The sequence below is a fragment of the Pantoea sp. SM3640 genome (assembly GCF_015654165.1).
Classification (GTDB): Bacteria; Pseudomonadota; Gammaproteobacteria; order Enterobacterales; family Enterobacteriaceae; genus Pantoea; species Pantoea vagans.
Genome location: NZ_CP064872.1, coordinates 371551 through 397687 on the forward strand (window position 1 = coordinate 371551; position 26137 = coordinate 397687).

General features: G+C 56.5%; 29 protein-coding genes and 1 other RNA gene. 17 read left to right on the forward strand and 13 right to left on the reverse strand.

Features of this window, described 5'->3' with window-relative positions:
* Positions 1–58: 58 nt before the first annotated feature.
* Positions 59–508 (reverse strand): DUF441 domain-containing protein, encoded by a 450-nt coding sequence (locus IV493_RS01830; protein WP_095706621.1) that lies wholly within the window; start codon positions 506–508, stop codon positions 59–61.
* Positions 509–568: 60 nt separating this feature from the next.
* A complete protein-coding gene (locus IV493_RS01835) occupies positions 569–979 on the reverse strand; it encodes a lysozyme inhibitor LprI family protein (RefSeq protein ID WP_013359159.1) in 411 nt (136 codons plus the stop codon).
* A 169-nt stretch (positions 980–1148) separates the two neighbouring features.
* Here IV493_RS01835 and IV493_RS01840 point away from each other — a divergent pair, with 169 nt between their 5' ends.
* A complete protein-coding gene (locus IV493_RS01840) occupies positions 1149–2708 on the forward strand; it encodes a methyl-accepting chemotaxis protein (RefSeq protein ID WP_195857651.1) in 1560 nt (519 codons plus the stop codon).
* A 58-nt stretch (positions 2709–2766) separates the two neighbouring features.
* Here the strand turns inward: IV493_RS01840 and fbp are convergent, their stop codons facing one another.
* Positions 2767–3774, reverse strand: coding sequence for a class 1 fructose-bisphosphatase (fbp, locus tag IV493_RS01845; protein ID WP_013359157.1), 1008 nt, complete (start codon positions 3772–3774; stop codon positions 2767–2769).
* 168 nt (positions 3775–3942) lie between these two features.
* On the opposite strand from fbp, the gene mpl reads away from it, so the two are divergent.
* Positions 3943–5295, forward strand: a complete 1353-nt coding sequence (gene mpl / locus IV493_RS01850; RefSeq protein WP_033784102.1) for a UDP-N-acetylmuramate:L-alanyl-gamma-D-glutamyl-meso-diaminopimelate ligase — start codon at positions 3943–3945, stop codon at positions 5293–5295.
* Positions 5296–5647: 352 nt separating this feature from the next.
* A complete protein-coding gene (locus IV493_RS01855) occupies positions 5648–6388 on the forward strand; it encodes an oligogalacturonate-specific porin KdgM family protein (RefSeq protein ID WP_195857652.1) in 741 nt (246 codons plus the stop codon).
* 38 nt (positions 6389–6426) lie between these two features.
* Here IV493_RS01855 and yjgA read toward each other — a convergent pair whose 3' ends face one another.
* Positions 6427–6972 (reverse strand): ribosome biogenesis factor YjgA, encoded by a 546-nt coding sequence (gene yjgA / locus IV493_RS01860; RefSeq protein WP_013359154.1) that lies wholly within the window; start codon positions 6970–6972, stop codon positions 6427–6429.
* Between the two features lie 115 nt (positions 6973–7087).
* On the opposite strand from yjgA, the gene pmbA reads away from it, so the two are divergent.
* From pmbA to IV493_RS01915, 11 genes are all read left to right on the forward strand, one after another.
* Positions 7088–8428 (forward strand): metalloprotease PmbA, encoded by a 1341-nt coding sequence (gene pmbA, locus IV493_RS01865; protein WP_013359153.1) that lies wholly within the window; start codon positions 7088–7090, stop codon positions 8426–8428.
* Between the two features lie 63 nt (positions 8429–8491).
* Positions 8492–8878 (forward strand): cytochrome b562, encoded by a 387-nt coding sequence (gene cybC / locus IV493_RS01870; RefSeq protein WP_033734013.1) that lies wholly within the window; start codon positions 8492–8494, stop codon positions 8876–8878.
* A gap of 294 nt (positions 8879–9172) precedes the next feature.
* On the forward strand, positions 9173–9508 hold the full coding sequence (locus IV493_RS01875) for a glycine dehydrogenase (RefSeq protein ID WP_061063460.1): 336 nt from the start codon (positions 9173–9175) through the stop codon (positions 9506–9508).
* 13 nt (positions 9509–9521) lie between these two features.
* Positions 9522–9878 carry an SFCGS family glycine-rich protein gene (locus IV493_RS01880; protein ID WP_010256477.1) on the forward strand — a complete coding sequence of 119 codons (357 nt, stop codon included), beginning with the start codon at positions 9522–9524 and terminating at the stop codon, positions 9876–9878.
* Between the two features lie 2 nt (positions 9879–9880).
* The gene (locus tag IV493_RS01885; RefSeq protein ID WP_013359149.1) at positions 9881–10180 is read left to right on the forward strand and encodes a DUF4312 family protein; all 300 of its coding nucleotides are present in this window, start codon (positions 9881–9883) and stop codon (positions 10178–10180) included.
* 127 nt (positions 10181–10307) lie between these two features.
* Entirely contained in the window at positions 10308–11084 is a 777-nt protein-coding gene (locus IV493_RS01890; RefSeq protein WP_008925780.1) for a DUF4311 domain-containing protein, read from the forward strand.
* A gap of 11 nt (positions 11085–11095) precedes the next feature.
* Complete coding sequence (locus IV493_RS01895) at positions 11096–11737, forward strand: DUF4310 family protein (protein ID WP_033734006.1); 642 nt, start codon at positions 11096–11098, stop codon at positions 11735–11737.
* A 43-nt stretch (positions 11738–11780) separates the two neighbouring features.
* Entirely contained in the window at positions 11781–12911 is a 1131-nt protein-coding gene (locus IV493_RS01900) for an amidohydrolase/deacetylase family metallohydrolase (RefSeq protein ID WP_195857653.1), read from the forward strand.
* Positions 12895–14016, forward strand: a complete 1122-nt coding sequence (locus tag IV493_RS01905; RefSeq protein WP_147789833.1) for a DgaE family pyridoxal phosphate-dependent ammonia lyase — start codon at positions 12895–12897, stop codon at positions 14014–14016. Before IV493_RS01900 ends, IV493_RS01905 begins: the two co-directional genes overlap by 17 nt.
* A complete protein-coding gene (locus IV493_RS01910) occupies positions 14013–14753 on the forward strand; it encodes a KDGP aldolase family protein (RefSeq protein WP_033734002.1) in 741 nt (246 codons plus the stop codon). The genes IV493_RS01905 and IV493_RS01910 overlap by 4 nt, the downstream gene beginning before the upstream one ends.
* 107 nt (positions 14754–14860) lie before the next feature.
* Positions 14861–16771: a transcription antiterminator gene (locus IV493_RS01915; protein ID WP_041457115.1), complete on the forward strand. Its 1911-nt coding sequence runs from the start codon at positions 14861–14863 to the stop codon at positions 16769–16771.
* Positions 16772–16793: 22 nt separating this feature from the next.
* Here the strand turns inward: IV493_RS01915 and IV493_RS01920 are convergent, their stop codons facing one another.
* Entirely contained in the window at positions 16794–17693 is a 900-nt protein-coding gene (locus IV493_RS01920; protein WP_013359142.1) for a LysR family transcriptional regulator, read from the reverse strand.
* 129 nt (positions 17694–17822) lie between these two features.
* On the opposite strand from IV493_RS01920, the gene IV493_RS01925 reads away from it, so the two are divergent.
* Entirely contained in the window at positions 17823–18527 is a 705-nt protein-coding gene (locus IV493_RS01925) for a pirin family protein (RefSeq protein ID WP_095706626.1), read from the forward strand.
* Between the two features lie 52 nt (positions 18528–18579).
* On the opposite strand, the gene dolP is transcribed toward IV493_RS01925, so the two are convergent.
* The 4 genes from dolP to IV493_RS01945 are packed head-to-tail and all read right to left on the reverse strand — an operon-like array spanning position 18580 to position 22152.
* Positions 18580–19152 carry a division/outer membrane stress-associated lipid-binding lipoprotein gene (gene dolP, locus IV493_RS01930; protein WP_013359140.1) on the reverse strand — a complete coding sequence of 191 codons (573 nt, stop codon included), beginning with the start codon at positions 19150–19152 and terminating at the stop codon, positions 18580–18582.
* Positions 19153–19166: 14 nt separating this feature from the next.
* Positions 19167–19754: a DnaA initiator-associating protein DiaA gene (gene diaA / locus IV493_RS01935; RefSeq protein ID WP_003855538.1), complete on the reverse strand. Its 588-nt coding sequence runs from the start codon at positions 19752–19754 to the stop codon at positions 19167–19169.
* 14 nt (positions 19755–19768) lie between these two features.
* On the reverse strand, positions 19769–20164 hold the full coding sequence (locus IV493_RS01940; RefSeq protein WP_033784093.1) for a YraN family protein: 396 nt from the start codon (positions 20162–20164) through the stop codon (positions 19769–19771).
* Positions 20122–22152, reverse strand: a complete 2031-nt coding sequence (locus IV493_RS01945) for a penicillin-binding protein activator (protein ID WP_033784092.1) — start codon at positions 22150–22152, stop codon at positions 20122–20124. Before IV493_RS01945 ends, IV493_RS01940 begins: the two co-directional genes overlap by 43 nt.
* Before the next feature lie 62 nt (positions 22153–22214).
* Here IV493_RS01945 and rsmI point away from each other — a divergent pair, with 62 nt between their 5' ends.
* Positions 22215–23081 carry a 16S rRNA (cytidine(1402)-2'-O)-methyltransferase gene (gene rsmI / locus IV493_RS01950; RefSeq protein ID WP_013359137.1) on the forward strand — a complete coding sequence of 289 codons (867 nt, stop codon included), beginning with the start codon at positions 22215–22217 and terminating at the stop codon, positions 23079–23081.
* 33 nt (positions 23082–23114) lie between these two features.
* An RNA gene (rnpB, locus tag IV493_RS01955) (RNase P RNA component class A) lies at positions 23115–23493 on the forward strand.
* Positions 23494–23789: 296 nt separating this feature from the next.
* Here the strand turns inward: rnpB and IV493_RS01960 are convergent.
* The 4 genes from IV493_RS01960 to IV493_RS01975 form a co-directional block, all read right to left on the reverse strand.
* The gene (locus IV493_RS01960) at positions 23790–24764 is read right to left on the reverse strand and encodes a glutathione S-transferase family protein (RefSeq protein WP_033784091.1); all 975 of its coding nucleotides are present in this window, start codon (positions 24762–24764) and stop codon (positions 23790–23792) included.
* A 76-nt stretch (positions 24765–24840) separates the two neighbouring features.
* Positions 24841–25254, reverse strand: coding sequence for a DoxX family protein (locus tag IV493_RS01965; RefSeq protein WP_013359135.1), 414 nt, complete (start codon positions 25252–25254; stop codon positions 24841–24843).
* 202 nt (positions 25255–25456) lie between these two features.
* Positions 25457–25741 (reverse strand): YqjK-like family protein, encoded by a 285-nt coding sequence (locus IV493_RS01970; protein ID WP_033733988.1) that lies wholly within the window; start codon positions 25739–25741, stop codon positions 25457–25459.
* On the reverse strand, positions 25741–26136 hold the full coding sequence (locus tag IV493_RS01975; RefSeq protein ID WP_033733987.1) for a phage holin family protein: 396 nt from the start codon (positions 26134–26136) through the stop codon (positions 25741–25743). The genes IV493_RS01970 and IV493_RS01975 overlap by 1 nt, the downstream gene beginning before the upstream one ends.
* Position 26137: the final 1 nt, after the last annotated feature.

A 26137-nucleotide genomic window follows, 5' to 3' on the forward strand; every position in this document is an offset into this window, starting at 1 on the left:
TAGCCAACTGACTCTGAAAGTATGCCCTCTTTTTGGCGTTTCGGAATGCGCCCTAACGCTACTTAGCCGCCACAAACAGCGAAACAATGCCTGCGGCAATCAGTGGTCCTACCGGCACGCCGCGGAAGAACGCTACGCCAATCACCGTACCAATCAGCAGCCCCCCGATAACCGACGGCTGCACGCTCATTAAGTTCACGCCACGGCCGCCCAGCCAGGCGACAAAAATCCCCACCACAATCGCCACAATCGACTTCCAGTTGGCAAAGGATTTAAGCAGCGCGGAGGCGGGCAGTGAGCCGCTGGCCAGCGGCGCCATTACCGCCACAGTAAGAATAATGATGCCCAGGGTAATGCCCTGTTTTTCCACGTAGGGAAAGAACTGCGCCAGCGGGGTAATTTTAATCGCCAGCAGCACCAGGATAGAAATGGTGACTGCGTTGTTGTGAACGAAATAGCTCAGTACGGCAAGGGCAATCAGAATCAATGTCGAGGCGTAAGCAGCCATGGTTTCTCCCTGAAGGTTAACAGCGCACTGACGTCAGCCAGCGCAAAAGCGGGTTATGGGTCAGCAGTCATCGGGGTTGGCACAACTGCCTTTACCGAGGGACTGCAACATCAATGCCTGATTGCGTACCAGGCTCAGGCCCTGGGCACTCAGCGCTACGCTGCCCAGCGTTCCCTGCGTCGCCAGCTGGCTGTGGCTCGCTGCAAGCCAGCTATCGCGGTAGCTCAGCCAGGCGCGCTGTGCAATACGCAGTCTGTTTTTAGCGTCGCCGTTCAGGGTCTTCATCAGTGTGTTGTACTGCTGATTCATCTGCTGATCCCAGATCGTTGTAGCCGCAGCATAGCACTGGTTCATCTCAAGGGTTGCAGAGGCGTCATTGAGGCAGCGATCCAGTGCGGCGTCTGAAGGCAAATCCTTCGCTATCGTCGCCGTACTGACGAACAGCAGCATCAGAAGTAATCCCGATTTCATTCTTTTCTCCGGATAGCGGGCAGGCGGCGATCAGATTGAGCGATGTTTCTGTGATGATCAAGTTGTTAACACTAATCAGAGTTAAAGTTTCGCCTCGTTACTGCCGATAATTTCTCCGCTTTAGGGCCGCTTCAAAATTCGCCTTTTCACATACACGGAAACTATCAGGATGAAACAGTTATCACTTCGCACGGGGTTGCTGGCATTGCTGGCATTTATGACACTGCTGCTGTTGGCGGTGAGTTTTATGGGTATCGTGGCAATTAATAAAGGCAATCGCTCGCTGGATGTAATCAATCGCATTCAGGGGATCGAGCTGAACAGTCTGTATAAGAGCAATTCCGATCTGATGCGGGCCCGCGCAAACGCGGCGCTGGCGGTACGTAAAATTGAAATTGGAATGCTGGAAGAGGGCGCGGCAGTGACAAAACTGTCGCAGGCGGATGTGGTGTCATCGCAGAAACACCTGAAGCGTTTTGTTGATGCCGGAACAGTGACGGCGCACGGCAAAATGCTGGCGGATGCGGTTTCAGCCAGTTACAAAGCCTATCTCGATCAGGGCATCAAACCGATGATGGATGCGCTGGATAAGCAATATACCGACGAATATTACCAGCTGCTGGAAGGCAATCTGGCGACGCTGGCGGCCAGTTACGACAAGGCGGTCAATGACTTCAGCCAGCTGGCCGATCAGATCACTCAGGCCCAGCTTGAACAGGCGGCCTACAACGAAACCAAAATGAAAATCCTGATCGCCGTAGCAGGGGTATTAACCCTGCTGCTGCTGGTGCTCGCCTGGCAACTGCTGCGCCGGATGCTGCTGCAGCCGCTGAACCAGGCAATTGTCCATCTTGAGCAGATCGCGTTGGGCGACCTGTCACAGGCATTGCCACCGTCAAGTAACAACGAGCTGGGACGGCTTAACCACGCGCTGAGCGGGATGCAGCAGTCACTGCGCACCTCAGTGAGTCAGGTGCGTGAAGCGAGTATGCAGATCGACATCGGCAGCCGTGAACTGGCCGCGGGTAACGTCAATCTGTCGCAGCGCACCGAAGAGTCTGCCGCTTCGCTGGAGCAGACGGCGGCCAGCATGGAGCAGCTCACGGCAACCGTGCGCCTTAACGCCACGAATGCTCAGCAGGCGAATCAGCTGGCTAGCGCGGTCTCCGAGACTGCCGATCGCGGCGCTGAGGTGGTCAGCTACGTGATGGAAAAAATGCATGAGATCACCGACAGCGCCAATCGCATCGGCGACATTCTCAGCGTGATTGACGGTATCGCCTTCCAGACCAACATTCTGGCGCTCAACGCTGCCGTCGAAGCGGCGCGTGCAGGCGAGCAGGGCCGTGGCTTTGCGGTTGTCGCAAATGAAGTGCGCACGCTGGCACAGCGCAGTGCTAACGCCGCCAAAGAGATTCGCACGTTGATCAGTGATTCACAGACGCGGGTCAGAGAGGGCAGCGAGATGGCGACGCGCGCCGGGGAAACCATGGATGAGATTTCTGGCGAAGTGATGCGCGTAACGGCATTGATGAAGGAGATCTCGATGGCCTCCGACGAGCAGAGCCGTGGCATTGAGCAGGTCAATCTGGCGGTCACGCAGATGGATGCGGCGGCGCAGCAGAACGCGGCGCTGGTGGAACAGGCCACCGCCGCGACCCAGTCGCTGGAAGCGCAGTCCGATCAGCTTCAGGCAACCATGGCGCAGTTCAGATTGCAGACGGCGTAAAAGCAAAAAGGGCGCGAAATCGCGCCCTTTTTATATCTCTTTTTATACTACGACCAGATTAACCCTGACGGCAATCCGGGAACTCGGCCAGGAAACGCTCAACGTCGTTTACCATTGCCTCATTACCGCAGTAGAACGGGCAGCGCTGATGCAGCGTGACCGGTGGAATATCCAGAATACGCTTCTGACCGTCGCTGGCTTTACCGCCCGCCTGCTCGGCCAGGAAGGCCATCGGATTGCACTCATACAGCAGACGCAGCTTGCCCTGAGGATGGCTGGCGGTGCTTGGGTAGAGGTAGATCCCGCCTTTCAGCAGGTTACGATGGAAATCCGCGACCAGCGAGCCGATGTAACGTGAGGTATAAGGACGGTGCGTTGGCAGATCCTCTTCCTGACAGAACTTCAGATATTTCTTCACACCCTGCGGGAAACGAATGTAGTTACCTTCGTTAATCGAGTAGGTGTAACCGGTTGGTGGATAGGTCATACGTTCGTGGCTGAGGCAGAACACACCCAGTGACGGATCGTAAGTAAACGCATGCACGCCTGCACCGGTGGTGTACACCATCATGGTGGATGAGCCGTAGACCACGTAACCGGCAGCAACCTGCTTGTTGCCTGGCTGCATGAAGTCCGCTTCAACCACTGGCGTACCCGGCTCGCTGACGCGATGATAAATAGAGAAAATGGTACCGACGGAAACGTTAACGTCGATGTTAGAAGAACCATCCAGTGGATCCATTAACACCACGTACTTACCGTTTTCCTCACCTTCAAAGATAACGAACTCGTCTTCTTCCTCAGAAGCGATACCGGCGACGATGCCACGTGCTTTCAGTGCTGCCTTCAGTTTTTCGTTAGCGAACAGATCCAGTTTCATCTGCTGTTCACCCTGAACATTTTCCACACCACTGGCACCGAGAATATCCACTAAACCGGCTTTATTGATGTCGCGGTGGATAATTTTGGCACCCAGCTTGATAGCTGAAATCAGCGCCGTCAGTTCACCTGTGGCGTGCGGAAAGTCGTGCTGCTTCTCGACGATAAATTCGCCCAACGTTTTCATAACACATTCCCTGAATCTTCGATGGAGTGGCAGCACGCGTAACAGTCTGCCAACGGATGCGTACGCAGTTTAGCCGATTGAACTTCAAAAACCATAGTCCTAATCCGTTTCTTCCGTCTGCGAGCGGCGTTACACTGTGCGCCGAACTTTTGAGTAATGGATCATGTTATGCGCATTCACATCCTCGGGATTTGTGGCACTTTTATGGGTGGTCTGGCGGTGCTGGCTCGTTCACTGGGTCATCAGGTGACCGGTTCAGACGCCAACGTTTACCCGCCAATGAGTACACTGCTCGAACAGCAAGGCATTGAATTAACGGAAGGTTATGACGCCAGTCAGCTTGATCCGGTGCCTGACTTAGTCATTATCGGCAATGCGATGACGCGAGGTAATCCTTGTGTGGAAGCAGTGCTGGAACGCAACATTCCCTACCTCTCTGGCCCTCAGTGGCTGCATGATTTCGTGCTGCGCGACCGCTGGGTGCTGGCCGTGGCCGGAACCCACGGTAAAACCACCACAGCCGGCATGGCAGCGTGGATTCTCGAGGCCTGCGGCCTTGAACCCGGCTTCATTATTGGTGGTGTGCCTGGAAACTTCGATGTCTCGGCAAAATTAGGAAAAAGTCCATTCTTCGTGATTGAAGCGGATGAGTACGACTGCGCGTTTTTTGATAAGCGTTCCAAGTTTGTCCATTACTCTCCACGAACCCTGATCCTCAACAACCTTGAGTTTGATCACGCCGATATCTTTGACGATCTGCGGGCGATCCAGAAACAGTTCCACCATCTGGTGCGGATCGTGCCGGGCCAGGGCAAGATCCTGCTGCCGGAACATGATCCTAACCTCAAACAGGTGATGGCGATGGGTTGCTGGAGCGAGCAGGAGAGCGTTGGCGAGCACGGGCGCTGGCAGGCGAAGAAGCTGACCAACGATGCGTCTCACTGGGAAATCTGGCTCGACGGTGAGAAAGTCGGGGAAGTGAACTGGGCGCTGGTGGGCGAACACAACATGCACAACGGCCTGATGGCAATTGCTGCCGCGCGGCATGTAGGTGTGAAGCCGGAAGATGCCGGCCAGGCGCTGAACACCTTTATCAATGCACGTCGCAGGCTGGAGCTGCGTGGCGAAGTGAATAACATCAAAGTCTATGATGACTTCGCTCACCATCCGACGGCCATTCTGGCGACACTGGCTGCCCTGCGCAGTAAAGTGGGTGGCAGAGCACGCATCCTGGCCGTGCTGGAGCCTCGCTCCAATACGATGAAGATGGGCGTCAGCAAAAACGACCTGGCGCCGTCGCTGGCGCGTGCTGATGAGGTCTTCCTGTTCCAGCCGCACCATATTCCGTGGCAGGTTTCAGATGTAGCAGAAGCGTGCATTCCGCCTGCGCACTGGAGCGCGGATATCGATACCCTGGTGGAAATGGTGGCTAAAGCCGCTCAGCCTGGCGACACGATTCTGGTGATGAGCAACGGCGGGTTTGGTGGCATTCATCAGAAGCTGCTGGACAGGCTGGCCTGAAAATCAGGCGCCCGTTTCGGGCGCTTTTTTTTAAAGCGTTATTGCCGTTAATATTATTTCCTGAATAAATCCCGCATAGTTTGAATCCGATCTGCTCACTCTTCCTTCAGTTGCCATATTTTCTTTATTAGTGTCTGAAACAGAAAGGCCACACCTGCCGGTTATTTTTAGCATCGTCTCTGTTGCAGCTGAGAAATAAATAATAATCAGAAGGATTCAGATTAAAGAAACAATTAACAGGTTTTCTTTATGTGGCATCTTATATTAATACAGGGTTTAAATATAAGTTAAATTTGGGTTAAATGAATTCGGATAATTCATTGCCCTTATTACTGAGAATAAGGACATTTTTATGGGAAAAAGTACAGCACGATCATTAGCTCTGGGCGTCACGCTGTTATGCACTTCGGCGGCAGCGCTGGCAACGGCTACGGTGGATTACCGGCACGAGTACCGTCTTCGCGACCGCACGCACTATGACAAGCTGGGGCTGAGTACCACACTGCCGGATAATATGTTTCTTGGCGTCGAAACCAAATTTAAAACCGGTGGCGCAGATCCAAAAGATAAATATTATAACGACACCGTGTTAAATGTGGTGGAAGTCACCTTTCTGAAGTCCTGGTACTGGGGGAACTGGACGCTATCGCCTTTTATTCAGCCGGAATTTAACTCCTCGCGCACCGAATGGAAGTTTGGTGTGGCACCCTGGTATAAAATTAATGACCGCTGGTCTGTTGGCGGATTATATCGCCTTGAACTGACCGATTATGCCCATGACGATCACTGCCGCACCGGGGGTATTGATTATTGCGATACTGACCGGCATCGCACGGCTAACCGTTTTGATCTCTATCTGCGGAATAAAACCGATCGCCTCACCACTACCTATAAGCTGGTGTATAAGCACGCGGATGCGAAACTGTTTGCTAATAAACATGATGACTATGAACAGGAGTTACAGTTCGATTATGCGCTTGGCAACGATCGCGTCTGGGTGCCTTACGTCACCTTTGGCGATATCGGACGTTCTGCTACATCGAGCGAACGCCAGTTGCGGCTGCGCACCGGTATTCTCTATATCTATCGGTAAGTGCTGCCGGGAGGCGGGCGAGACTGCCCGCCATGGCATTACTGCGCTTCAGCCAGCTCGCGCAGATACTGGAAAATCTGACGGGCAGACTTCGGCGGCTTGTTGCCCGCTTTCTCTTTCTGCGCGTTACGGATCATGCTGCGTAACTGCTGACGATCGGCATCGGGATAAAGTGCAATCACGTCGCTCATCGCCTCATCACCTTGCTCAATCAGACGATCGCGCAGCATTTCCAGTTTATGGAACAGCGCAACCTGCTGGTTGTGGCGATTCTTGAGCTTATCCAGCGCAATGCGGATAGGCTCCACATCAATGCTGCGCAGCAGTTTACCGATCAGCTGCAGCTGACGGCGGCGACCCTCTTTCTTGATGCGCTGTGCCAGTTCGATCTCGGTGCGCAGGCGCTCATCCAGCGGGATTTTATCCAGCGAGTTTTTACCCAGATCAACCAGTTCGGCTCCCAGGCGCTTTAACTCTTCTGCATCGCGTTTAATTTCACTCTTACTGACCCAGATAATCTCTTCATCTTCTTCTTCGTCATTATCTGGCACATCGTCGAGCCACTCATCGGGCTGTCTGGTCATTTCCGGGCTCCCAAAAAAAAGAGGCTAATCCTACCAGTTTATCGGGTGACTGCGAAATTGTTCTCTGACTCTGATAGACTCAAATCATTCACACATAAGATTAGACGGCAGGTCGATGAACGTATCTACTCAGGTTGCAGAACAGCGAAAAGTACTGGAGCAGGCCATTGCGCAGGCACTTGAACTGGCTAAAGCAAGCACTGACAGCGCGGAAGTGGCTGTCAGTAAGACCACCGGCATCGGGGTCAGCACCCGTTATGGCGAAGTGGAAAACGTTGAATTTAACAGCGACGGTGCGCTGGGCATCACCGTTTATCATCAGAATCGTAAAGGCAGTGCCTCATCGACCGACCTCAGCCCGGATGCGATCAAACGTACCGTGCAGGCGGCGATTGATATTGCCCGCTACACCTCGCCCGATCCGTTTGCCGGTCTGGCCGACGCAGAGCTGCTGGCCTATGATGCGCCGGATCTGGATCTTTACCATCCGTGGGAAATTGACGCTGACCGCGCCATTGAACTGGCCGCGCAGGCGGAGCAGGCGTCACTGCGTGCCGACAAGCGAATTACCAACACCGAAGGCGGCAGTTTCAACAGCCACGTCGGCATCAAAGTCTTTGGCAACAGCCACGGAATGTTGCAGAGCTACTGCTCAAGCCGCCATTCGCTCTCCAGCTGCGTCATCGCTGAGCAGGATGGCAACATGGAGCGCGACTACGCCTATACCATTGGCCGTGCATTTGAAGATTTGAAAAGCCCGGAGTGGGTAGGAGCCGAGTGCGCGCGCCGTACGCTCTCCCGTCTGGCCCCGCGTAAACTGCCGACCATGAAAGCCCCGGTGATTTTTGCCGCTGAAGTGGCGACCGGCTTGTTTGGTCATCTGGTTGGTGCGATCAGCGGCAGCAGCGTTTACCGTAAATCGACTTTCCTGCTGGATTCAATGGGTCAGCAGATTCTGCCGGAGTGGCTCACCATCAGTGAACAGCCACACCTGCTGAAAGGGCTCGCCTCCACGCCGTTCGACAGCGAAGGGGTGCGGACTCAGGCGCGCGACATCATCAAAGATGGCGTATTGCAGACCTGGCTGCTGACCAGCTATTCCGCCCGTAAACTGGGTCTGACCAGCACCGGTCATGCTGGTGGTATTCATAACTGGCGCATTGCGGGTCAGGGCCACAGCTTTGACGACCTGCTGAAGCAGATGGGAACCGGATTAGTGGTGACCGAGCTGATGGGCCAGGGCGTCAGCGCCATTACCGGTGACTACTCACGCGGTGCAGCCGGTTTCTGGGTTGAGAATGGCGTCATTCAGTACCCGGTCAGCGAAGTCACCATTGCCGGCAATCTTAAAGAGATGTGGCACAACATGGTGACCATCGGTGACGATATTGAAACCCGCAGTAATATCCAGTGCGGTTCCGTGTTACTGCCTGAGATGAAGATAGCGGGACAATAAAGATGAATTCCTGAAGCAGCCGGTTGGCTGCTTTTTTTTCATCACAATAAAAAGGAAGTAATGATGCGTAAGCATGTGATTGCAATGTTGTCGGCTTCTCTGTTGTTCTCCAGCGTCAGCCTCTATGCGGCAGATCTGGAGCAGGATATGGACACGCTCAATGCGAATCTGAAAATCGTTAAGAAAACGGACAGTGCGCAGGAGATGCAGCAGGCGTTAACCAAAATGCGAACCGCGGCGCAGGATGCCAAAAAGTCGACGCCCGATAAGCTGGAAGGTCAGCCTGCTGACAGTGCGCAGATCAAAGACTACCACGCGGGCCTTGACTCACTTATCGCACAGATTGACGTGGTCAGCGCGCTGGCGAAAGCTAACAACGTGGACGGCGCAAAGCGCGAAGCCGCTAAATTTGATGACATCCGTAATACCAACCATAAGAAATTCCGCTAATCCGACCGCCGGTCAGCCCGACCGGCGGTTTTTACCATCACTTCTGCTTATCACCGCACCGTAAACCATCGCCCGGCAGTCTGGCTGCCGCACAACATCACCGCCTTGCGAGGCTAATGGCATCATTTTGCGCATTTTGCGACGCATATCGCACTAAGCGTGCAGCCTGCGATCTGACGCACAACCTTCACTTCAATTTCCACTTACTGCTGGAAATGTTGCCTCTCCACAGCCGGGGTGATGACCGCTAATTTATTTCTAACGCGAATTATCCGGTTTAACAGGAGTAGCAAGGTGAGCAATAACGGCGTCCCGGTGTATGAAGCGCCACCGGAGAAAGTGCAACAGCTGGCTGACAGCGTGATGACGCAGATTGCGGCGATCTATCAGCAGCATGGCATTCAGCCCAACGCGGTCCAGCAGCAGATGCTGCAATCGCATGTCGGGGCCATGGCGTCACGTTCGCTGAGCGGGGAGCCGCTGCCGGAAGTGGAAGCGGAGCTGTTTGAGGATATTCCGCCTGAAACGGTCGCGCTGGCGCAGCAGGTCGTCGACCTGTTCGGCAATCTCCCCCGCGAAGAGGCCTGGCTGCTGTCTGTGCATATTGAAGTCGCGCGATCAAATAACTGAAGAGGAACACACCATGGTAACAGTAGTGATTGGCGATCGTTTAGGTAAGGGCCAGAAAGTGGCGGCGGGCATCGAGAAAGCGGGTGGTCGTGCTGTCGTGGTGCCAGGCGTGGCCGCTGACATGAAGCTGGGTGACGTGATGAAGGCAGAAAACGCCGATTTCGGCATCTCGTTCTGCGGCAGCGGCGGCGCGGGTGCTATCACCGCGCAGAACAAATATGGCTACAAAGCCAAACACGGCATGCGTTCTGTTGACGAAGGCGTCACCGCCATCAATGAAGGCGCCACGGTGCTGGGCTTCGGCTTTATGGATAAAGAAGAGTTAGGCGAGCGGCTGGTGCAGGCCTGGAACAAGAAGCACGGCAGCTGATTATGAAAGAACACTACGTTACCCAGGTGACGGTTGAGGGCAAAGGCGACACCAAAGCGAAAGCCTTTGCCGATGCCCTGAGTCGTGTGCAGAACCAGGTTCTGCGCGCGACGCAAAAAATTCTGCTGCGCATCGAACCTCAGGATGTCCGGGTGCTGCGCGCGCAGGAGAGCGTCAGAACCGAGAAGTTTCTCTTTTTCTTTCTGGCGCGCCAACGGCGGAGCTTCAGCGTGACGCTGGAGATCACCGTCAGCGTCACCGTTTTCGACACCGAACAGGTGACGTTCACGGCGGCATCATAAAACAGAACCTGTTTACATCAGCCCGCCGTTTGCCCATTCCACTGCTGTAGCGATAGCGCGGCGGTCAGGCCGGGGCGATGCGGCGGCGCGGATAGGGCGGGTAAAAACGACAACAAGGTACAGCAACATGTTTTTAATCATTTTGTTTAAGTCGTTGATCATTGGGGGCCTGGTAGGCGTCGGCGTTGGCGCGGGGGCGGCACGTATGTTCCACGCGCCCACCACCCAGGGCATGGGGGCGTTTCGTACGCTGGGCGAGCTGAACTCGTGTGAAGGCGATCCGGCCTCCCACTTCTCCTTTGGTCTTGGCTTCTTTTTCAATGCCTGGGCATCGTCTGTCGCAGCCGGTTCATTCACGCAGGATGTGGACCATCGCATCATTCCAAACTGGGGTGCGGCTGCCCTGATGGTGAAGAATCGTAATGTGGCGGAGACGCTGCACGATCCGAAAAAAATGGCCATCGCCTGCGGCATCATCGGCATGATCGTGGTCGCCTTCCTTAACTCTACCGCCTCTGCGGTGCCGGCTGCGCTGCAGGTGACGGCGGTCAAAGTGCTGGTGCCCGCCGCTAACCTGCTGGTGAATACCGTCATGCCGGTCATCTTCTGGCTGGCGGCGATCGATGCAGGCAAAAAATCAGGCTTCTGGGCCACCATTTTTGGCGGTCTGGCGCAACTGATCATGGGCAACGCCGTACCAGGTCTGGTGCTGGGGATCCTGATCGGTAAAGGCGTGGAAGAGAGCGGCTGGAACCGGGTCACCAAAGTAATGATGACCGCCATTGTGCTGCTGTTTGTGCTGAGCGGCTTCTTCCGCGGTTTCGACATGAAGCTGCTGCAGTCCTTCCAGCTCGGCATTCCAGGCTGGCTCGACATGATCCACAACTCAGTCAGCGGCAAATAAGAGGCAATGTGATGAACGAAAATAAAGGCTTCTGGTACGCCGACTGGTCTTTCCCGATCTTTGTTGGCCTGCTCTCGTCGGGCGTTTTCGCCGGGACCCACATGTATTACCTCTATGGTATTGGCGCGTTTAACGAAGTGGCGTTTGTCTCGATGCTGCGCGCAGGGATGGAAACCGGCGTCTACGGCGCGGTCGCCGCCTTCGGTGCCAGCTTCCTGTTTGCCCGCATTATCGAAGGCTCGCTGGTGGGTATTCTGGATATCGGCGGCGCGATCCAGACTGGGGTCGGGCTGGGTGTGCCGGCACTGCTGCTGGGGGCGGGCATCATCTTCCCCGTGGCGAACTTCGCAGCTTCGCTGGCGACGGGCCTGGTGATTGGCGTGGCGATTGGCTACCTGATCATTCTGGCGCGTAAATTCACCATCAATCAGAGCGACTCCACCTACGGCGCAGACGTGATGATGGGTGCAGGTAATGCTTCAGGCCGCTTTCTGGGGCCGCTGATCATCCTGTCCGCCATGGCGGCCTCCATTCCGATTGGTCTGGGCTCGCTGCTGGGTGCGCTGCTGTTCTATCTCTGGAACAAGCCGATTACCGGCGGTGCCATCCTCGGCGCGATGATCCTGGGTGCGCTGTTCCCGATTGCTCTCTGATCTCACCGGCAGCCCGGCAGCGGGCTGCCGTTAAGGAGAAACCATGTACGACTTGATTATCCGCAATGCGCGCCTCAGCGATGAGCAGGTGGTCGATATTGCGTTGCAGGATGGCCGCATTGCTGCCATCGGCAAGGTGCAGGGCAGCGCACCGCGTGAGCGCGATCTGGCGGGCCGCTACTACCTCAGCGCGGGCTGGATCGACTCCCACGTTCACTGCTATCCCAAATCACCGATTTACCATGATGAAGCGGACGCGATTGGCGTGGCGCATGGCGTCACCACGGTGGTCGATGCGGGCAGCACCGGCGCAGAACACATCGATGACTTCTACCAGCTGACGCGCGCGGCGCAGACCCAGGTCTATGCGCTGATCAATATCGCCCGCACCGGCATCGTCACTCAGAATGAGCTGGCCGATATGACGCAGATCGATGGCGAGGCGGTGCAGCAGGCCGTGGCGCGACTGCCCGATTTTATTGTCGGCCTCAAGGCGCGCATCAGCAGCAGCGTGGTCGGTCAGAACGGCGTCCAGCCGCTGATCAAAGCCAAAGCGATCCAGCAGGAGAGCGGCGGTCTGCCGCTGATGGTTCACATTGGCAATAATCCACCCAATCTCGACCAGATTGCGGATCTGCTGACCACGGGCGACATCATCACGCACTGCTTTAATGGCAAACCCAACCGCATTCTGACGCCGCAGGGTGAACTCAAAGCGGCGGTAAAACATGCCATCGCACGTGGCGTAAAACTCGATGTTGGCCACGGCAGCGCCAGCTTCAGCTTCGAGGTCGCCCGCGTGGCGATTGCGCAGGGCATTCTGCCCGACACCATCAGCTCTGACATCTACTGCCGTAATCGCCTGACCGGGCCGGTTCACAGCCTGGCGCATGTGATGTCGAAATTCTTCAGCGTCGGCATGACGCTGCCGCAGGTAATCGATTGTGTGACGGTCAATGCGGCCGCAGGACTGCGCCTGCTGCGCAAGGGCCAGCTGAAAGTTGGCTATGACGCCGACCTGACTGTTTTTAGCGTCAAAGAGGAAACCCGGCCCTTCATCGATTCAGAAGGTGAACAGGTCGCCGGTGAGAAGCATCTGGTTCCGCTGGCGGCCGTGGTCGCTGGTACGTGGATCGCGACAGAAGAAGGAATAGCGCATGACCTCGGTATATGAAAAGTATGGCCTGAAGCCGGTAATTAACGCCTCTGGCCGTATGACGATCCTCGGCGTCTCTACGCCGTCGAGTGACGTGATCGATACGGTGAAGTACGGCCTCGACCACTACTTTGAAATGAAAGATCTGGTGGATAAGACCGGTGCTTATATCGCCGGTCTGCTGAAGGTGGAGAACGCGCTGGTGGTCTCCTGCGCCTCCGCAGGCATCGCCCAGTGCGTGGCGGCGGTGATAGTGAAAGACAATGACTGGCTGGTGGATAACCTGCACGCCGCACCGCTGACCATCCCGCACCAGATTGTGGTGCCGAAAGGGCACAACGTGAACTATGGCGCCCCGGTCGGCAGCATGGTGGCGCTGGGTGGCGGGCAACTGGTGGAAGCGGGTTACAGCAACGAGTGCTCACCTGCCCAGCTGGCGGCGGCGATCACGCCACAGACCGCAGCAATCCTCTATGTGAAATCGCATCACTGCGTGCAGAAGAGCCATCTCGATGTGGCGCAGGCCGCGGCGGTTGCGCGTGAGCATGGTGTGCCGCTAATCGTTGATGCGGCCGCGGAAGAGGATCTGCAGTGTTACTACCAGGCGGGCGCCGATCTGGTGATCTACAGCGGCGCAAAAGCGATTGAAGGGCCGACCAGCGGGCTGGTCATTGGCAGACACCACTATGTTGAGTGGGTCAAACGCCAGACCAACGGCATTGGCCGCGCGATGAAAGTGGGCAAAGAGGGGATTCTGGGGCTGACTCAGGCAATCGAAAACTATCTGACGCAGCCAAAAATCAGCGGTGCGCAGATGGTGGAAAAAATGACGCCGTTTATTGAGCAGCTCAATGGCCTGAATGGCGTGACGGCCCGTATCGTGTGGGATGCCGCCGGACGTGATATCGCCCGCGCGGAGATCGCCTTTGACGAAGCTGCGATCCAGCAGCGCACTGGCGATCTGGTGCAGGCGCTGAAAAAGGGCGACGTCGCGATCTACTTCCGTGGCTACAAAGCTAACGAGGGGATCATTGAAGCAGACGTGCGCAGCGTCAGCGCCGATCAACTGAACACTATTTTTACCCGCATTCAGGCACTGTTAAACGGAGAGAAACACGCATGACGCTGACCCCCAACTTTTATCAGGATCGTATCTGCCTTAACGTCCTGGCGGGATCAAAAGAGAACGCCCGCGCCATCTGGCAGGCAGCAGAAGGGCACGTGCTGGTCGGCGTGCTGTCAAAAAACTACGCCAGCAATGACGCCGCTATCGCTGATATGCGCGAGTATGCTGCGCTGATTGATAATGCGCTGTCGGTGGGGCTGGGTGCGGGTGATCCTAATCAGTCACAGATGGTGAGTGAGATCTCCGCGGTGCTGCAACCGCAGCATGTGAACCAGGTTTTTACCGGTGTCGCCACCAGTCGTGCGCTGCTGGGCCAGTCACAGACCATCGTGAACGGTCTGATCTCGCCCACCGGCACGCCGGGTCAGGTGAAAATCTCTACCGGGCCGCGCAGCGCAAAACAGCAGGACGGGATCGTGCCTATCGAAACGGCGATTGCGATGCTGCAGGATATGGGCGGCAGCTCGGTGAAATATTTCCCGATGGGCGGTCTGCAGGCGGTGGATGAGTATCGCGCCGTGGCGGAAGCCTGTGCAAAACTCGATTTCTGGCTGGAGCCCACCGGCGGTATCGATCTGGAGAATTTCGGCGAGATCGTGCGCATTGCGCTGGAGTCCGGCGTCAGCAAAGTGATCCCGCACGTCTACAGTTCGATCATCGACAAAGCCAGCGGAGAAACCCGCATCGAAGATGTGCAGCAGCTACTGGCTATCTGTAAAACGCTACTGGCGTAGAGATCGACACGATCAGCCTGCAGCAGGCCGATCGCGCAACATGGACGTTGTGTGACGATCGCCGTAGGCTGATGTTCCCACTTTCTGTCTGCAAACAGGTAACGCTTGTGAGATTTCCCAATCAGCGCCTCGCGCAACTGTTCGATGCCCTGCAAAACGAAACGCTGCCTCAGGATGAGCTGGCGCGGCGTTTTGCCGTCTCGACCCGCACCGTGCGCACCGATATCACGGCGCTGAATGCGCTGCTGGCAGAGCATGGCGCGCAGTTTATCCTGAGCCGTGGCGCGGGCTATCAGCTGAAGATTGAGGATGCTCAGCGCTTTCAGCATCTGCAGCAGCACACCGCGTCGCCGCTACGGGTGCCACGCAGCTCGCCAGACCGGGTTCGCTACCTGCTGACCCGCTTTCTCACTGCGGCCTATTCGCTGAAACTTGAAGAGCTGGCCGAAGAGTGGTTTGTCAGCCGCGCCACCCTGCAGAATGATATGGCAGAAGTCCGCGAATGGCTGGGGCGCTATCACCTCACTATTGAAAGCAAGCCACACTACGGCATGAAGCTGTTCGGCAGCGAAGTGGCGATTCGGACCTGCCTGACCGATCTGTTATGGCAAATCGATCAGGCGCAGCCGGAGAGTCCGCTGCTGACGATTGAAGCGCTCAACAGCGGCATGCTGGAGACGCTGCGCCCGCTGCTGCAAAACTGCTTTGCCCAGCACAATATTCGTCTCAGCGATGAGGGCGAGCGCTATCTGCGGCTTTACTGCGCCGTGGCGGTGCGTCGCATCAGTGAAGGCTATCCGCTAAACGATCCGGGAGCCGAGGAGATTGGTGATGAGGTGCGTGAAGCGGCACATCAGCTGATTAATCTGATGCGCCCGCTGGTCAGCAAACCGATTTCACCAGCGGAAGAGAACTGGCTGCGGGTCAATATTGCGGCGCGGCGCATTCAGGCGATCGCCCCCAGCGCTATTAATGCCGATGACGCCGACGCGCTGGTGGATTACCTGCTCAGCTTTATCAACACCCACTACAACTTCAATCTTCAAAACGATCAGCAGCTGCGTGCCGATCTGCTCACCCACATCAAAACCATGATTACCCGGGTGCGCTATCAGATCCACATTCCCAACCCCTTGCTCAGCAACATCAAGCAGCACTATCCGATGGCCTACGATGTCACCTTAGCGGCGGTAACCAGCTGGGGGAAATATACCCCGTATGTTATCTCCGAAAATGAGATCGGCTTTCTGGTGCTGCATATTGGCGTCGGGCTGGAGCGCCACTATGACGTCGGCTATCAGCGCCATCCGCAGGTGCTGCTGGTGTGCGACAGCGGTAACTCTACGCTGCGCATGATTGAGGCAATGCTGCTGCGTAAATACCCGCAGTTACAGGTCACGGCGCGCCTGTCACAGCGCGAATATGAGGCGCGCAGCCGTATCGACGAAGATTTTGTTATCTCGACCATCCGGCTCAGTGAAAAAGAGAAACCGGTGGTGGTGATGTCACCGTTTCCCACCGGTTTTCAGCTGGAGCAGATTGGCAAGCTGGTGCTGGTCGACCGGACCCGGCCCTATATGTTGGCGAAATTTTTTGATGCCCAGCATTTTCATATTGTTGACAGGCCGATGACCCAGTCTGAACTGTTTCGTCAGCTGTGCGATCAGCTGCAGGCGGAGGGCTTTGTGGATGCGGCGTTCTGTCCGTCGGTTGAAGAGCGTGAAGCGATTGTCAGCACCATGCTGGGCGAAGGGATCGCACTGCCGCACTCGCTGGGACTGCTGGCAAAGAAAACCGTGGTCTATACCGTGCTGGCACCGCACGGCATCGCGTGGGGCGACGATACCGCCTATGTCATCTTCCTGCTGGCAATCAGCAAAAGTGAGTATGAAGAGGCAATGGCGATATACGATCTGTTTGTGACGTTCCTGCGTGAACGGGCGATGACCCGCCTGCGGGACAGCAGCGATTTCAACAGCTTCAGGGCGGTAGCGATGGATTGCCTGAGCCGGTCTTAGCTTCGCCCTGAAACCATGATACTTAGTTTTTCTTCGCCAGCAGGCGCGGGATCTCGCGCAGACACCAGGATTTGGCTTCGCCCATGCTGTCACGTCGCCACGCCATAATAATATCGACCTCGCGGGTATACTCCGGACTCACCACCCGCAGGCGGCCTTCGGCAATATCCTGCTCGACTAATGAATAGGGCATGGTTGCCACGCCCAGGCCCGCCAGCAGCGCACGGCGCTTGTCGTCCATGCTGCTCACGGTCAGGCGCTGCTGCTTATCCAGCAACTGCACGGTCAGCACCGGACGCTCACGTGCGGTATCCGCAACCGCAATGCCACGGTATTTCACCCGCGTTACTTCAGACTGCGGTTCCGGCTCGTTATGAATCGGGTGATCCGCACTGGCGACGTAGACGCTCATCATGGTGTAGAGCTTGCGGGTGTTGATCTCGGTAGAGGCGCGGAAGTGCATATCGGGGGCAATCACGATATCGGCGCGGCCCTGTTCCAGTCTTTCCCATGCGCCCGCCAGCACTTCCGTCACCAGCGAAAACTGCGTGTTGGCTTTGTCGGCCAGACGGGTCACCAGCGGAAACAGTGCATCAATGGGCACCAGCGCTTCGGTAACAATGGTCAGATGGGTTTCCCAGCCACGCGCCAGCGCTTCCGCATCGGTGGTGAGCTTGTCGGCCGCTTCCAGCAGTACCCGGCCACGCTCCAGCAGCATGCGTCCCACGTTGGTAAATTTGGTACGGTGACCGGAGCGGTCAAACAGCACCACATCCAGCTCCTCTTCCAGCTTCTGCATGGTGTAGCTGAGGGCGGAAGGCACGCGCCCCAGTTCATCTGCGGCTGCTGCGAAACTGCCACGCCGATCAATCGCATCCATAACGCGTAACGATTCAAGGGTTAACGCACGCTCTTTAGCCATCCCGGTTCTCTGTCAGGAAATTTGAACATGCCGGGCAGATTAACTGGCTAACAATCCGGCGTCCAGACTTTTACCATAGGTGCATAAAGTCCGTGGCCGATCCTCGTCACCGGATGCCGGAGGTAAATAATGATAACGACACGCAGTGCGTCCGCCTGTGGTCAGGCCGATTTCGGCTGGTTACAGGGCCGCTACAGTTTCTCTTTTGGCCACTATTTTGATCCCAAACTGATGGGTTACGCGTCGCTGCGCGTACTGAACCAGGAAGTGCTGGCACCGGGTGCCGCTTTTCAGCCGCGCACTTATCCTCAGGTCGATGTGCTGAACATCGTGCTGCAGGGTGAAGCCGAATACCGCGACAGTGAAGGCAACACGATCAGCGTGCGGGAAGGGGAAGCGCTGCTGCTCTCTGCTCAGCCCGGAGTGAGTTACACCGAAATTAACCTGAGCAAAGATCGCCCGCTGACGCGCATGCAGCTCTGGCTGGCCGCCTGTCCAGAGCGCGAAAATCCGCGGATGCAGAAAATAGCCCTGACGGAAGGTCGCGTGTCTCAGCTGATTGCTTCGCCGGATGGCGTGGACGACAGCCTGCAACTGCGTCAGCAGGTGTGGATCCATCAGGTCGAGCTAGCACCGGGCGAACATTACTCGCTGCCGATACAGGGGCCGCGAGCCTATCTGCAGTCGATTCACGGTTCGCTGGAGGCGATGTCCGGCACGGATCATCAGGAGAAGCTGGGCTGTGGCGATGGTGCCTTTTTGCAGGAAGAGAGGCAGTTGCAGTTGACTGCAAAAACCGCGACCCGCGCGCTGGTTATCGACATTCCGGTCTGAAAACCGGGCAATAAAAAAGGCGGCCAGGGCCGCCTTTTTGCGCTTTTACCGGTTACTTCAGCATGGTAAAGGCGGTGGTGACGTGCTTCACGCCACTGACGCGGCTGGCAACATCGGCCGCGGCCTGCGCTTCCTGTTGCGTCACCAGACCCAGCAGGAACACTTCGCCATTCTCGGTCGTCACCTTCACGTTGGAGGATTTCACCTGATCGCTGCCCAGCAGTTGCGAGCGAATTTTGGTGGTGATCCAGGTGTCGGACGACGTGGTGCCCAGCGTCACTTTCTGGCCGATGCGGATCTCGTTGTAGACTTCGGTTGCGCCATCAACGCCCATGGTGATCTGTTTGGCACGATTGGCGATCTCCTGCGAAGGTGCCTGGCCGGTCAGCAGCACTTTGCCCTGATAAGCCGTGGCGATGACGCGGGCATCGGTTTTAATCTGCTGATCTTTCGCCAGCGCGTTAGTGACGCGCAGCTCCAGGGTGCCGTCATCAACCTGCGTCCCTACCGAGCGGGGATCGGTCGCCGTTTTGGTGGCAACCGCTGCGCCGCCAGCCACAACCGCAACGCAGCCCTGCAGCAGCATGGCGGTTAACAGAATAGCTATAGCATTCAATGCTTTCATTCGTGCTCCTTCGGTCATTCCTGATGGGGAAAGAGAGTGTTATCGATCAGATCGCATAAGCAATTAACGGTGAGCATATGCATCTCCTGAATACGGGCGCTGCGGTGCGACGGAATGCGGATTTCCACATCCTGCGGACCCAGCAGTCCGGCGAGCTCTCCGCCATCATACCCGGTAAGCGCAACGATAGTCATATCGCGTGTTACCGCCGCTTCTACCGCCTTGACGATGTCGCGGGTGTTGCCCCGGGTTGAGATAGCCAGTAACACATCGCCTGCGTGTCCCAGTGCGCGTACCTGCTTGGCATAGATTTCATCATGCAGACGGTCGTTACCAATCGCGGTCAGCATCACGTTGTCGGCACTTAAGGCCAGCGCCGGTAAGCTGGGGCGTTCGGTCTCAAAACGGTTGATCATGCTGGCGGCGAAGTGCTGGGCATTGGCAGATGAAGCACCGTTACCACAGCTCAGGATTTTATTGCCATTCAGTAGCGACTGCACCAGCGTCATGGCCGCGCGCGAGATAGCATCGGGCAACGCCTCGGCTGCGGCAATCTGGGTTTGAATACTTTCGGTAAAACACGCTTTAATTCTTTCCTGCACACGACCACCTGGTTCTAAACGTCTGCATTAAAGGCATTCGGCAGCCACTCGAGCGCCGTGCCGGTAATGGCGATGATGTCGAAACGGCAATTCACTGTTTCAAAACTGCCGCCGCGTTGCGCCAGCCAGAGAGCGGCAGCGCGCAGCAGCTTTTGTTGTTTATTCCGGGTAACGCTGGCAAGTGCGCCACCGTAACGCGCATCGCGCCGGTAGCGGACTTCAACAAACACCCAACAGTGCCCGTCACGCATAATCAGGTCAAGTTCACCATTGCGAAAGTGAACATTGCTGGCGACCCATATCAGGCCAGCCTGCTCCAGATAGCGCCGGGCATCTTCTTCATGCCCGGCACCAATCTGACGGCGATTTAGTTGGCCGGTGCGATTTCGCCCCGACGATACTGGTTCCATGTCAACTTCCTGTTGATCACACAATCCGTGTCGGCGCTGAGCTTGCCGGTATTGCCATCCAGCGTAAAGCCAGGAGACTGACGCATCTGGTTGAAGTGATTCGCCAGCGTCCAGGCATCCATACCCATGGCATAGAGACGCACCAGCGAGTAGTCATTATTGAATGACTTTGAGGTCTGCTGCATCAGGCCAGGGTTGCTGCCGGAGAGCAGCGGAATATCGCTGAACTGCAGGCCATCCATTTCCAGACGGAAGTCCGGGCCGGCACCCGCCTGCGCGCTGCGCGAGCTGGCATACAGCGAAATGTTGCTGCGGCTGCCGGTGCGCATGGCAATCATAGGCTTGATCAGCTGCAGTTCATCCTGCGTGGAGACGATGTAGACCGCATCGACGTCGCCACCGCTGCTGGTGCTGACCACATCTGGCGTGCTCTGTTGCGGTGCCGGAATGGTCAGGCCCGCAATCGAAACACCCTGCGGCTCAGCAGGTGCAGCGTTCACCGGCGTACCCGATAAGCTGATGCCCGCACCGCTGTTGATGCCCTGTTTCAGCTCAGATGTCGAGCCAAATCGCTGCTGCATGACGGTGCTGCCACCCAGTTTCTGCCACTCCTGAGCAAAAGCGTTGGTGACGCGATCGCCCAGTCCGCTGCGCGGCACCAGCAACAGCGGCTGGCGTTTGCCCTGATCCCAGATATGGTGCGCGGCATCGCGCGCTTCGTCTTCAGGAGAAAGCGCAAAGTAGCAGATATTCGGATGGTTCTGGATCTTCTCCGGCTCATTGAGCGCAAGCACATTCAGTGGCGTCTGGCTGTTGGCGACCTTTTCAACGTTGCTCTTCAGCAGCGGGCCGACCACGATAGTCGCGCCATCCTGCTGAGCCTGCTGCATGACCTGCTCAATAGGCTGGCTGCTGGTGTCATAGACTTTGATCTGGGCGTTGCTGGCCGGTGCGGCAGTAGCAGGCTGAGACTGGGGCTGTGACTGAGGTTGGGTTGTGGTGTCAGCAGACTGCTGCGGCGCGCTGATGGGATCGGCAGCCGATCCCGCTGCAGCGGCAGGTTGCGTGCTGGCCGTCGCATCTGCAGCGGCAGGCTGGGCAGCAGCAGGCTGAGCGACCGGTGCGGAGACGCCGTTCTTCGCGTCGTTAAAGCCTTTCTGAATCGCATTCGCGAACACCTGCGCCTGGCCGTTCAGCGGCAGCAACAGCGCGATGATGCTGGTTGAGGCTTTGGTGTAGTTCTGCATCTGGCTTAGCTGCGTCGGCAGCGTTTTGGCCGCCGGGTTCTGTGGATAGCGGGTCTGCCAGTCTTTGATAGCTGACTTCAGCATCTCCGCATCCTGCGCGTTGGCGCGCCAGACCGCGAGCAGATCGAGCCAGCCCTGCAGCACATTTTCGTCGGCATTAATCACCAGGTTGCTGGCCTCCTGCGGCGACATCTGCGTCAGTGTCTGCCAGGTGGCGTCAATGTTGGCCTGATGATCGGTGCCTTTCAGCAGCGGCTCCTGCGCAATATAGGTGCGCAGCAGTGAGAGTGAAGGGCGACCCTGGGCGCTGGCGATCTGCAGGCTGTAATAACGCGCCAGCTGATCCTGCGACAGCGAACCGGTTTTCACGGCAGCTAATAGCGGTTCAGCTTCTTTGGTTTTCTGCTGTGAAATCAGCAATTGCGCTTTCAGCAGCAGGGATTCCTGTTGCTGCGTCTCAGAGAGTTGCTGCGGCAACTGGCTCAGTTGCTGGGTCGCCTCAGGATACTTTCCTTCCTTCAACAGGGCGCGGATTGCGAGTAATTGCCAGTCGGTCTTGCTATCATCGCTGCTTTGCTGCGCTTGCTGCAGATAGTAAGCGGAGCTGGCGGTGACTGGCCCCTGAATATTGACGGTTGAGGTTTGCGGCCCCTGACCGCTACATGCGGCTAAAATCAGCCCAGCAAGAATGACAGGCAGAAAGCGTCCTGCTTTATGACGAACGACTTTTGAAGGAAGCATACTGTATCCAGTGATGTTTTTTTCAAGATGCTCAATATTAAATCGGCAATTCGGATGAAACAATGAAACAACTCGATCGGGCAGAGATTTCTGCCAGCACGCTCTACATCGTTCCAACCCCGATTGGTAATTTGGGTGATATCACCCAGCGGGCGCTGACGGTGCTTTCGAGCGTCGATCTGGTCGCTGCGGAAGATACACGTCATACCGGGCTGTTGCTACAACATTTCGCCATCAATGCGCGACTCTTCTCACTTCATGACCACAACGAGCAGCACAAGGCTGAACTGCTGTTAACGAAGCTGCAGGAGGGTCAAAGCATAGCCTTAGTTTCCGATGCTGGCACGCCGCTGATCAACGATCCGGGCTACCATCTGGTGCGTCGCTGCCGTGAAGCGGGTATTCGTGTGGTGCCGCTGCCCGGTGCCTGTGCTGCCATTGCCGCGTTAAGTGCTGCAGGACTGCCATCCGATCGTTTCTGTTACGAAGGGTTTCTGCCCGCCAAAACCAAAGGCCGCTGCGATGCGCTGCGGGCGCTGGTACAGGAGCCACGCACGCTGATTTTTTATGAATCGACCCACCGTCTGATCGACAGTCTGCAGGATATGGTGAGTGAGCTGGGGGCTGAACGCTACGTCGTGCTGGCGCGCGAGCTGACCAAGACCTGGGAGTCAATTTACGGTGCACCGGTTGGCGAACTGCTGGCCTGGGTGAAAGAAGATGACAATCGTCGTAAAGGTGAAATGGTGCTGATTGTTGAAGGGCACAAGGTCGATGACGAAGACGCGTTACCGGCCGATGCGCTGCGTACGCTGGCGCTGCTGCAAAAAGAGCTGCCACTGAAGCGCGCCGCTGCGCTGACCGCTGAGATCCACAGCGTGAAGAAAAATGCCCTCTATAAGTATGCGCTGGAGCAGCAAGAGGCGTGACAAATGCCGGCGAATGTCCTATTATCCCGCGCCGAAGCTGACCAGACAGTCGCCGCTTTGTCGTCGTCCTCACTTGTGGGGAGACGGGCAGAGGGGAGGAAAGTCCGGGCTCCATAGGGCAGGGTGCCAGGTAACGCCTGGGAGGCGCAAGCCTACGACCAGTGCAACAGAGAGCAAACCGCCGATGGCCCAGAAATGGGATCAGGTAAGGGTGAAAGGGTGCGGTAAGAGCGCACCGCGCGACTGGCAACAGTTCGTGGCACGGTAAACTCCACCCGGAGCAAGGCCAAATAGGGGTTCACAAGGTACGGCCCGTACTGAACCCGGGTAGGCTGCTTGAGCCAGTGAGCGATTGCTGGCCTAGATGAATGACTGTCCACGACAGAACCCGGCTTAACGGTCAGCTTCGACTTTTTACCAGAAACCCCGCCTCGGCGGGTTTTTTGCTTTTGCGGGCCTGGTGCAGGCAGCGATGAATGACTGTCCACGACGCTCTCTATGAAAAGAACGCGGCTTAACGGTCAGCGTCGACTTTTTACCAGAAACCCCGCCTCGGCGGGGTTTTTGCTTTTGCGGGCCTGGTGCAGGCAGCGATGAATGACTGTCCACGACGCTCTCTATGAAAAGAACGCGGCTTAACGGTCAGCGTCGACTTTTTACCAGAAACCCCGCTTCGGCGGGGTTTTTGCTTTGTGGCGCTAACAACATTTAACCGCGGCCGTGCGGTTCATCCCAGTCAAACGCCGGGCCCAGCGAAATGACGCCGCTCGGGTTGATGGTCTTGTGGCTGCAGTAGTAGTGATGACGGATATGCGGCAGATTGACCGTCTCCGCAATGCCCGGCATCTGATAGATATCACGCAGGAAACCGCTGAGGTTTCTGTAGTCACCGATCCGGTGACGATCGCATTTGAAGTGGGTCACATAGACCGGATCAAAGCGCACCAGCGTGGTCCACAAACGTAGATCCGCTTCGGTCAATTGATCGCCGGTGAGATAGCGATGCTGGCCCAGGATCTGCTCCAGCCGTGACAGCGAATGGAACAGCGCAGTGACGGCCTCATCGTACGCGGATTGCGACGTGGCGAAGCCCGACTTATAGACGCCGTTATTCACGGTGTCGTAAATCCAGCCATTCAGCTCATCAATCTTTTCACGCAGCGCAACGGGATAGTAGTCACCGGCACGGGCGCCCACCGCATCAAACGCACTGTTGAACATGCGGATGATATCCGCTGATTCATTGCTGACGATGGTGTTCTGCTGCTTGTCCCACAATACCGGCACAGTAACGCGGCCACTGTATTGCGGGTCGGCGTGCAGATAGAGCTGATAAAGGAACTCGTTCTGGTAGAGCTTATCGCCGGTCGCATCCTGGAAGGTGTCATCGAACGTCCAGCCATTCTCCAGCATCAGTGGATTTACCACGGAGACATCGATCATGCTGTCCAGACCTTTCAGCTGACGCATCAGCAGCGTGCGGTGCGCCCAGGGGCAGGCCAGCGAGACATAAAGATGATAGCGATCGCGCTCAGCGGCAAATCCCGCTTTACCGACCGGACCGGCGCTGCCATCCGGCGTTACCCAGTTGCGAAAAGCCGATTCTGAACGCTTGAAACGTCCGCCGGTAGATTTGGTGTCGTACCAGGTGTCATGCCAGACACCGTCAATTAACTGTCCCATAATGGCTCCAATGCAAGCAGGGCGGGGAAATGTCCCCGCCCTGTTAAGTATATGTGGCAATACGCTTTATGTGAGATTAGCGCGCAATTGATGCCTGTGGTTTTCTTTTGCTGATCAGGCGATCAAGGCTGTATGCACCCGGGCCCACCAGACCTAACACCAGGAAACCACCTGCGATAGAGAGGTTCTTCATGAACATCAGCTGGTTTACGCCTTCTGCGAAGTTACTGTGAAACAGAAACGCGGTCAGGATGGTGAAGCCGGCAGTGAACAGGGCAGTAAAACGGGTCAGGAAACCAAACAGAATCGCCAGACCGCCGCCAAACTCCAGCAGGATAACCAATGGCAGCATAAAGCCAGGGACGCCCATCGCTTCCATATATTGCTGAGTACCTGCATAACCGGTGATTTTGCCCCAGCCGGCCGTAATGAACAGGATTGGCATCAGGATACGAGCCACTAATAAACCAACGTCTTCGAATTTTTTCATCATTTACTCCAGCGCTATCAGGGATGCAGGGCAAGCTGCCCGCAGGGTTTATGCCCGCTGAAAGCAGTTCTGCATTCATTGGGTTGATAGCTGGAGATGATAATCGCGGCGTGGAAAGGTTGTAAGCGAGATATACTGTCAGTGTTCTTCAGAAATTCTGAAGAAGAAAAGCCGGCCTTTTCAGGACCGGCTTTAAGCGGGATTAACGCGGGGGAAGAGCAGACTTGATCATGCGCCAGGTGCTCCAGGCACCGAATCCCCGCTTCGCCCAGCGTAACAGCTTGCTCGGACTGCGAATGGAGTAAACGGCGAGCGCGCTGCTGCCAATGGCCAGATAGCGACGTAAGCTGAGGAAAGTAAACCAGCCGCGATCGTAGTGGGCGGTGCCTTCCAGCCAGTCACGCCGCGCAGCGCTTAAATCCAGCCGCTGCTGCTGCACATGCTTAAGCAGTTCATGGATGCGTTCTTCACGCTCGCGGCGGCTCATCAGCGCTGGTCCTCAAGCAAATTACGGTCTGTTTCCAGCTCTTTGCGCGTATGGCGCAACAGCGTGGACTGACGTGATTTGTGAAGCGTCCAGAGCCCGAAAATAACCGCCAGCAAAAACAGCGTACCGGTCGTGATGCCAATCGCCATCAGACGATATTGTGCATCGACTGCCCAGATGATCAGAACCATCAGGCTCATCAGACCAAATGCAGTGAACAGCATTGTCAGGCCAATCATCAACAGCATCTGTATCAGATTCGCTTTCTCATGCTCCAGTTCCACCACTGCCAGACGAACGCGTGTCTCAACCATGCCAACCAGCGTGGTAACGATACGCTGGCCGATGTTAATGACCCCTTTAGCCGGGCCGTGGTTCTGCTGTGAGTCGGCCATG

What these genes read in the sequence shown, in the direction of transcription:
- IV493_RS01920 (WP_013359142.1), bottom strand. Translation starts at nt 17,693, where the DNA reads ATGGCTAAAGAGCGTGCGTTAACCCTTGAATCGTTACGCGTTATGGAT.
- IV493_RS01960 (WP_033784091.1), bottom strand. Translation starts at nt 24,764, where the DNA reads ATGGGACAGTTAATTGACGGTGTCTGGCATGACACCTGGTACGACACC.
- IV493_RS01885 (WP_013359149.1), top strand. Translation starts at nt 9,881, where the DNA reads ATGAAAGAACACTACGTTACCCAGGTGACGGTTGAGGGCAAAGGCGAC.
- IV493_RS01880 (WP_010256477.1), top strand. Translation starts at nt 9,522, where the DNA reads ATGGTAACAGTAGTGATTGGCGATCGTTTAGGTAAGGGCCAGAAAGTG.
- IV493_RS01890 (WP_008925780.1), top strand. Translation starts at nt 10,308, where the DNA reads ATGTTTTTAATCATTTTGTTTAAGTCGTTGATCATTGGGGGCCTGGTA.
- rsmI (WP_013359137.1), top strand. Translation starts at nt 22,215, where the DNA reads ATGAAACAACTCGATCGGGCAGAGATTTCTGCCAGCACGCTCTACATC.
- IV493_RS01895 (WP_033734006.1), top strand. Translation starts at nt 11,096, where the DNA reads ATGAACGAAAATAAAGGCTTCTGGTACGCCGACTGGTCTTTCCCGATC.
- IV493_RS01940 (WP_033784093.1), bottom strand. Translation starts at nt 20,164, where the DNA reads ATGGAACCAGTATCGTCGGGGCGAAATCGCACCGGCCAACTAAATCGC.
- mpl (WP_033784102.1), top strand. Translation starts at nt 3,943, where the DNA reads ATGCGCATTCACATCCTCGGGATTTGTGGCACTTTTATGGGTGGTCTG.
- IV493_RS01965 (WP_013359135.1), bottom strand. Translation starts at nt 25,254, where the DNA reads ATGAAAAAATTCGAAGACGTTGGTTTATTAGTGGCTCGTATCCTGATG.
- IV493_RS01970 (WP_033733988.1), bottom strand. Translation starts at nt 25,741, where the DNA reads ATGAGCCGCCGCGAGCGTGAAGAACGCATCCATGAACTGCTTAAGCAT.
- IV493_RS01830 (WP_095706621.1), bottom strand. Translation starts at nt 508, where the DNA reads ATGGCTGCTTACGCCTCGACATTGATTCTGATTGCCCTTGCCGTACTG.
- pmbA (WP_013359153.1), top strand. Translation starts at nt 7,088, where the DNA reads ATGAACGTATCTACTCAGGTTGCAGAACAGCGAAAAGTACTGGAGCAG.
- IV493_RS01905 (WP_147789833.1), top strand. Translation starts at nt 12,895, where the DNA reads ATGACCTCGGTATATGAAAAGTATGGCCTGAAGCCGGTAATTAACGCC.
- IV493_RS01910 (WP_033734002.1), top strand. Translation starts at nt 14,013, where the DNA reads ATGACGCTGACCCCCAACTTTTATCAGGATCGTATCTGCCTTAACGTC.
- fbp (WP_013359157.1), bottom strand. Translation starts at nt 3,774, where the DNA reads ATGAAAACGTTGGGCGAATTTATCGTCGAGAAGCAGCACGACTTTCCG.
- cybC (WP_033734013.1), top strand. Translation starts at nt 8,492, where the DNA reads ATGCGTAAGCATGTGATTGCAATGTTGTCGGCTTCTCTGTTGTTCTCC.
- IV493_RS01925 (WP_095706626.1), top strand. Translation starts at nt 17,823, where the DNA reads ATGATAACGACACGCAGTGCGTCCGCCTGTGGTCAGGCCGATTTCGGC.
- IV493_RS01835 (WP_013359159.1), bottom strand. Translation starts at nt 979, where the DNA reads ATGAAATCGGGATTACTTCTGATGCTGCTGTTCGTCAGTACGGCGACG.
- IV493_RS01900 (WP_195857653.1), top strand. Translation starts at nt 11,781, where the DNA reads ATGTACGACTTGATTATCCGCAATGCGCGCCTCAGCGATGAGCAGGTG.
- IV493_RS01975 (WP_033733987.1), bottom strand. Translation starts at nt 26,136, where the DNA reads ATGGCCGACTCACAGCAGAACCACGGCCCGGCTAAAGGGGTCATTAAC.
- IV493_RS01840 (WP_195857651.1), top strand. Translation starts at nt 1,149, where the DNA reads ATGAAACAGTTATCACTTCGCACGGGGTTGCTGGCATTGCTGGCATTT.
- IV493_RS01855 (WP_195857652.1), top strand. Translation starts at nt 5,648, where the DNA reads ATGGGAAAAAGTACAGCACGATCATTAGCTCTGGGCGTCACGCTGTTA.
- yjgA (WP_013359154.1), bottom strand. Translation starts at nt 6,972, where the DNA reads ATGACCAGACAGCCCGATGAGTGGCTCGACGATGTGCCAGATAATGAC.
- IV493_RS01945 (WP_033784092.1), bottom strand. Translation starts at nt 22,152, where the DNA reads ATGCTTCCTTCAAAAGTCGTTCGTCATAAAGCAGGACGCTTTCTGCCT.
- dolP (WP_013359140.1), bottom strand. Translation starts at nt 19,152, where the DNA reads ATGAAAGCATTGAATGCTATAGCTATTCTGTTAACCGCCATGCTGCTG.